The following is a 6,265-nucleotide window of genomic DNA, read 5'->3' as shown; positions in this document are numbered from 1 at the left end:
GGCCTGGGGGGCGGCGGTGGGCGCGGCGAGCGGGCCGCCGGCGACGCGGCGGTCGTAGGCCGGGTCGGGTGCGCCGGGACCGTACGAGGAGGCGTCGTAGCCGGTGTCGTACCCGGTGCCGGTGTCGTACCCGGTGTCGTAGACCTCTTCGGGAGCGCCCATGCCGTCCTGCTGCGGCGGCGGGGCGGCGCGCCGGCCGCGTGGCTGCGGCTGCTCGTCGGCCATCCAGTCGTCGTCGTCACGTCCGGCCCGGCTGGCCCGCAGACCCAGGGCCACCAGGACGACCACAAGGACCACGACCACAATGAGGCCGAAGACCACGATGTAAGAAGTCATGCCACCACCCAATGCCTTGGCCCTGCGAGAGTCGCCGGCGCGGACCGCGGGTCCGTTCCGATTGTCGCCGACGGTCGGTTCCCCTCGGGCCTAGCCCGATTCTGTCCGACCGCTATGACCGTTGTCACACCCTTCGCGCACATTTACCCTCACCCGGTGTGTCCCGAACGGTCCGGCGGACCGTCCCGGGCACCCCTGTCAGCTCCAGCCCCGCAAGGGGCCCGCCCTGACCTCGTGCTCACAGGCTCCACGCTCAACGCGCCTGCTTACCGCCGAAGTTCCCGGTGATCCGGCCGCGGCCCACCGTGTGCTCGGCGATGGCGCTGAGCGATTCCTTGAGCTTGGCGCCGCTCTTGAACGGCGCGGGATCGTCCAGCGCGTAGATGGTGAACCTGTACCGATGCCGTTCTCCCTTGGGCGGGCACGGTGGTACGTAGCCCGCCTTGTCGTCCATGGCCAGCCCGAAGATGGCACTGTCGATGCGGGCGCCCTCCACGAGCTCGTTGACCCTCGCGTCGATGCCCGCGATCACCCAGTGGACGTTGGCGCCGCCCGCGGCGTCCGGGTCGTCCACGACGATCGCGAACGACCGTGTGCCGTCCGGACCCCCCGACCACCGCAGCGGCGGGGTCTTGCTGCCCTGCACGCCAGAGTACGTCGTGCAGCCGTACCTCGTGGGCAAGTCCTTGCCATCGCGGAACACCGGGCTGGTCACGGTGAACCATTCCGACAGCTCAGCGCTCTTGTTCTGCGGCTGGCCGATCAGCCCGCAACCGCTCACGGCGCCGGCGAGCGCGAGGGCGCCCGCGGCGGCCAGGATCGGACGCCGGTCTTTGCTCATCATCGCTACGCTCCCGCGCGAGATCGTACGCCGCGCTCCGCCGGATTTCCGTGATCCCGGCACGCGCACCCGCCGGTGGCGCCCCCTTCCTCGTCCGCCCCAACCATAGGGGCTCCGCGAGGGTGGAACGGGCCTTTCCTCCCGCGAGGCGAGGGTGCCCCGGAGGAACGCGGCTGTGAGTTGCGTCATGCGTGCTTTGACCTGCTTCGTCCGACAAAATGGGAAGGAGTGGTGAAGTTCACATGCACAGCGACGCTCCAGTTTGCCGTCACGAGAAGTTCTCGCGTTCTTTCCCGGTCTCGGGTTGGTGTCGGACGGGGTCCATCGGCTAGTTTGTGAATGTCTTCACAAGCCGACCGTGAACATTGGAGGCCGCAATGGCCAGGACCGCCGAGGACACCCCTGGCGCTCCCCACATCCTCATCGTGGGTGGCGGCTATGTGGGCATGTACACCGCCCTCCGCCTGCAGAAGAAGCTCCGCAGCGAGCTCAAGCGGGGCGAGGTCAGGGTCACGATCGTGGACCCGAACTCGTACATGACGTACCAGCCGTTCCTCCCCGAGGCCGCCGCCGGGAACATCTCCCCGCGGCACGTCGTCGTCCCGCTGCGCCGCGTGCTGCGCCGGTGCACCGTGCGCAAGGCCCGGGTGACCGAGCTCTCCCACGACGAGGGCTGGGCGATCGTCCAGCCGCTGGCCGGGCCGCCGGAGCGGATCTCCTACGACTACCTGGTCATGGCCGCCGGCGCGGTGCCGCGGCTCCTGCCGATCCCGGGCCTGGCCGAGAACGGCATCAGCCTCAAGACCATCGGCGAGGCCATCCACCTGCGCAACCACGTGCTGGAGCAGCTGGAGATCGCCGAGTCGACCGACGACGCCGAGCTGCGCCGCAAGGCCCTGACCTTCGTGTTCGTCGGCGGCGGGTTCGCCGGCGTCGAAGCGGTCGCCGAGCTGGAGGACATGTCGCGCGACGCCACCAAGTACATGCGCAAGGTCACCCCGCAGGACCTGCGGTTCATGCTGGTCGAGGCCAGCGACCGGATCCTCCCCGAGGTCGGCCCGGACATGGGCAAGTGGACGGCCGAGCAGCTGCGCGGCCGCGGCATCGACGTGAAGATGAAGACGCTCTTGAAGTCGGCGGTGGACGGGCAGATCGAGCTGTCGGACGGCAGCGGCTTCCCGGCCGGGACGCTGGTGTGGAACGCGGGCGTCAAGCCGTCCCCCGTCGTCCGGCGCGGCGACCTGCCCCTGGACGAGCGGGGCCGCGTCAAGGGCACCGAGTACCTCACCATCGAGGGCCTGGTGCGGGCGTTCACCGCCGGTGACAACGCCGCGATCCCGGACCTCACCCAGGACGGCATGTTCTGCCCGCCGAACGCCCAGCACGCCGTCCGGCAGGCCAAGCTCCTGGGCGACAACATCGTCCGGTCGCTGCGGGGCAAGACCCTCAAGCCCTACGTGCACGGCAACCTCGGCGCCGTCGCCGGGCTCGGCCTGCACAAGGGCGTGGCCAACCCCATGGGCTTCAAGCTCAAGGGCTGGCCCGCGTGGTTCTTCCACCGCAGCTACCACGGTGCGATGGTCCCGACCTTCAACCGCAAGCTGCGCGTCCTGGCGGACTGGACGCTCGCGCTGTTCCTCAAGCGCGAGACCGTCTCGCTCGCCACCGTCGAGCAGCCGCGCGCCGACTTCGAGCTGGCGGCCCTGGACGACGCCAGGGCCAAGAAGGCGGTCAAGGAGAACGCGGCCTGACCCGTCCCCTCTTCGGCGCCCCGGCGATGGCCGGGGCGCCGCCGTCTACGGTGGGCGGGGTGAAGGCCGGGGTGGGGGACAATCGGGGCGTGTGGATCGGGATCCTGGGGCCGCTGGAGGTGCGCGCGGACGGCGCGTCCGCCGGGGCGGAGATCGAGGTCGGGGGAGCGCGGCTGCGGGCGCTGCTGACCCTGCTCGCGCTCGACCCGGGCGCGATGATCCCCGCGGGCCGGATCATCGACGCCCTCTGGGAGGACGAGGTCCCCAGGGGCGCGGCCAACGCGCTCCAGTCCCTCGTCTCCCGGCTGCGCGCCGCGATCGGGCGCGACCTGGTCGAGTCGCGGTCCGGCGCGTACCGGCTCGTCCTGCCGCGCGAGGCGGTCGACGCCTGCGACTTCGAGGCGCGCGTCCTGGCCGCGCGCCGCGCCGCGACCCCGGCCGCCCGGTCGTCCGGGCTCCGGGAGGCCCTCGCGCTGTGGCGCGGACCGGCGCTGGCCGGGGCCGCCGGGCTCCGGTTCGCGGACGCGCCCGCCGCGCGCCTGGACGCGCTGCGCCGCGCCGCGCTGGAGGAGCGCCTGGACGCCGACCTCGCGCTCGGCCGCCACGCGGAGTTGATCCCCGAGCTGCGCGCCCTCGCCGAGGACGACCCGCTCCGCGAGCCCGTCGCCGCCCTGCTGATGCGCGCCCTCTACGCCGCGGGCCGCCAGGCCGAGGCCCTGGCCTGCTACGAGAGGGCCAAGCACGCGCTCGCCGACGGCCTCGGCGTCGACCCGTCGCCCGATCTTGAGGCCGTCTACCTGTCCGTCCTGCGGCAGGACCCCTCGCTGCTGCCGGCCGCCCGTCCCCCGGCCGAGGCCCCGGTGCGCACGGCGCAGGAACGTCCCAGGGGGAATCTGCGGGCGCGGCTCACCAGCTTCATCGGACGCGACACCGACCTCAAGCGGGTCGGCGACCTGCTGTCCGAGGCGCGCCTGGTCACCCTCACCGGACCGGGCGGAGCGGGCAAGACCCGGCTGTCGCTGGAGGCGGGCGAGCGGCTGGGCGGCCGGTTGCCCGACGGCGTCTGGCTCGCCGAGCTCGCGCCGGTGTCCGACCCCGCGGAGGTCCCGGCCGCGGTCCTCACCGCGCTCGGGCTGCGCGAGATGACGCCGATCACCGCGAGCGCGAGCCGGATGACGGTGGCGGACCCCGGCGACCCGCTGGAGCGCCTGGTGTCGGCCCTGGCGGGACGGCGCCTGCTGCTCCTGCTGGACAACTGCGAGCATCTGCTGGACGTGGCGGCGCGGCTCGCCGACCAGGTGCTGGCCGCCTGCCCGGGGGTGCGGATCCTCGCGACCAGCCGAGAACCCCTCGGCATCACCGGCGAGACGCTCTGGCCGGTCGAGCCGCTGGAGCCGCCGCCCTCCTCCGCGGGGCCGGTCGAGGCCCTGGGATACCCCGCCGTCCGGCTCTTCGCCGACCGTGCCTCCGCCGTGTCTCCGGACTTCTCGGTCACCGACGCCAACGTCGGGCGGGTCGTCCAGATCTGCCGGGCGCTGGACGGCATGCCGCTGGCGATCGAGCTGGCCGCCGCCCGGCTCCGCGTGATGACGCCCGAGCAGATCGCCGTCCGCCTGGACGACCGGTTCCGGCTGCTCAGCGCGGGAAGCCGCACCGCGCTTCCCCGCCACAAGACGCTGCGCGCCGTCGTGGAGTGGAGCTGGGACCTGCTGGACGAGCCCGAGCGGATGCTGTGCCGCCGCCTGGCCGTCTTCCAGGGCGGCGCGACGCTGGAGAGCGCCGAGGACGTGTGCGCGGGGCCCGGCCTCGACCGTCCCGGCGTCTTGGACGTCCTGGCCGCGCTGGTCGACAAGTCCCTGGTGATCGCGACCGGCGGCGACGGCGAACCCCGCTACCGGATGCTGGAGACGATCCGCGCGTACGGGCTGGAACGCCTGGCCGAGGCGGGGGAGGAGGAGCGCACCCGCCGCGCGCACGCGGATCACTTCGTCCGGCTGGCGGAGACGGCCGAACCGCACCTGTACCGCGCCGAGCAGCTCGGCTGGCTGCGCCGCCTGGCCGCCGAGCACGACAACAACTCCGCCGCCCTGCACTGGGCGATCTCCGCCGGGGACGCGCCGCTGGCCATCCGGTTCTGCGCGGCGCTCGGCTGGTACTGGTTCCTGAACGGCCTGATCACCGACGGCGCCGACAACCTGGAGGAGATCCTCGCGCTCCCCGGCGTCCCGGAGGACGGCACCACCGCGCTCGCGCTCGCGCTCGCCGCGATGACCTCGCTGGACAACCTGGTGGACGACGGCCGCGTCACCTCCTGGCTCACGCGCGCCGAGGACATCTGCGAGCGGGTCGGCGACGAGGCCCGCCATCCGGTGCTGCGGCTGATGCGCCACACCGTCCAGATGTACATGGACGGATGGGACCAGGCGTCGCTGCGCGGCATCGAGAGCCTCCTGGACGACCCGGACCCGTGGGTGCGCGGGCTGGCGTACTTCATCCACGGCCAGGTGTCCCACAACTTCGGCCGCGTCCACCAGCTGGAGGAGGACTTCGAGCGGGCCCTCGCCGCGTTCCGCGAGACGGGCGACCGCTGGGGCCTGTCGTTCACGCTCACCGCCCAGGCGGAGATCGTCGGCCGCAAGGGCGACCACCACGCCGCCGTCGCCCTCTACGAGGAGGGGCTGCGGCTCAACACCGAGCTGAGCGGCGGCACGGCGGAGCTGCTGCACCTGTCCATGAAGCTGGCGAACGAGCTGGACCTTGTCGGCGAGCGCGAGCGGGCCGAGGACCTGCTGAACGGCGCGATGCGCGACACCGGCGCGGCCCGGCGCCCGGAGGACGAGGCGGCGCTGCACTACCAGCTCGGCGAGTTCGCCCGCCGCTCCGGCGACGAGGCCGAGGCGCTGCGCAGGCTCGGCCGGGCCGATGAGCTCACCGTGGACCTTCCGGGCCCGCCGCAGTTTCGCGCGATGGTCCTGTGCTCGCGGGCGCAGCTGGACGTGGCCATGGGCGCCATGGACGACGCCCAGGCCAGGCTCGACGAGGCACTGCGCGGCGCCGTCCAGTCCCACGACTACCCGATCGTCTCCTACGTGCTGGCAGGCCACGCCGAACGGCACCGCGCCCTCGGCGCCCCGGACCGCGCCGCCGAACTCCTGGGCACCGCAGACGGCCTGCGCGGCACCCGCGACCTCTCCCTGCCCGACGTGACCGCGATCGAGGCCGCCCTCCGCGCGGAACTGGGCGAGCCCGCCTTCACCGCCGCCTACACCCGCGGCCTCACCCGCACGTTCGCCGACGTCCTGCACGATTTCGGCCTGGACCCCCCACGCCCCGCGAC

The 6,265-nt window shown here is 73.1% G+C and carries 4 protein-coding genes; 2 read left to right on the top strand and 2 right to left on the bottom strand.

The features are described 5' to 3' along the window. Both E1298_RS42690 and E1298_RS42685 read right to left on the bottom strand, forming a co-directional pair. A partial coding sequence (locus E1298_RS42690; protein ID WP_207945181.1) for a hypothetical protein occupies positions 1 to 336 on the bottom strand: 336 nt, incomplete at its 3' end. A gap of 253 nt (positions 337 to 589) precedes the next feature. Continuing rightward, complete coding sequence (locus E1298_RS42685; protein ID WP_243726179.1) at positions 590 to 1,180, bottom strand: YbhB/YbcL family Raf kinase inhibitor-like protein; 591 nt, start codon at positions 1,178 to 1,180, stop codon at positions 590 to 592. Between the two features lie 374 nt (positions 1,181 to 1,554). On the opposite strand from E1298_RS42685, the gene E1298_RS42680 reads away from it, so the two are divergent. Both E1298_RS42680 and E1298_RS42675 read left to right on the top strand, forming a co-directional pair. Then, positions 1,555 to 2,928, top strand: coding sequence for an NAD(P)/FAD-dependent oxidoreductase (locus tag E1298_RS42680; RefSeq protein WP_131903089.1), 1,374 nt, complete (start codon positions 1,555 to 1,557; stop codon positions 2,926 to 2,928). An 89-nt stretch (positions 2,929 to 3,017) separates the two neighbouring features. Then, positions 3,018 to 6,265 (top strand): ATP-binding protein (locus E1298_RS42675; RefSeq protein ID WP_131903088.1); only part of this gene is annotated, 3,248 nt, incomplete at its 3' end.

This window comes from Actinomadura rubrisoli (assembly GCF_004349215.1).
In the GTDB taxonomy this organism is placed as follows: domain Bacteria; phylum Actinomycetota; class Actinomycetes; order Streptosporangiales; family Streptosporangiaceae; genus Spirillospora; species Spirillospora rubrisoli.
Note: the sequence above shows the minus strand (reverse complement) of the source record. Positions and strands in the feature narration are given on the sequence as shown.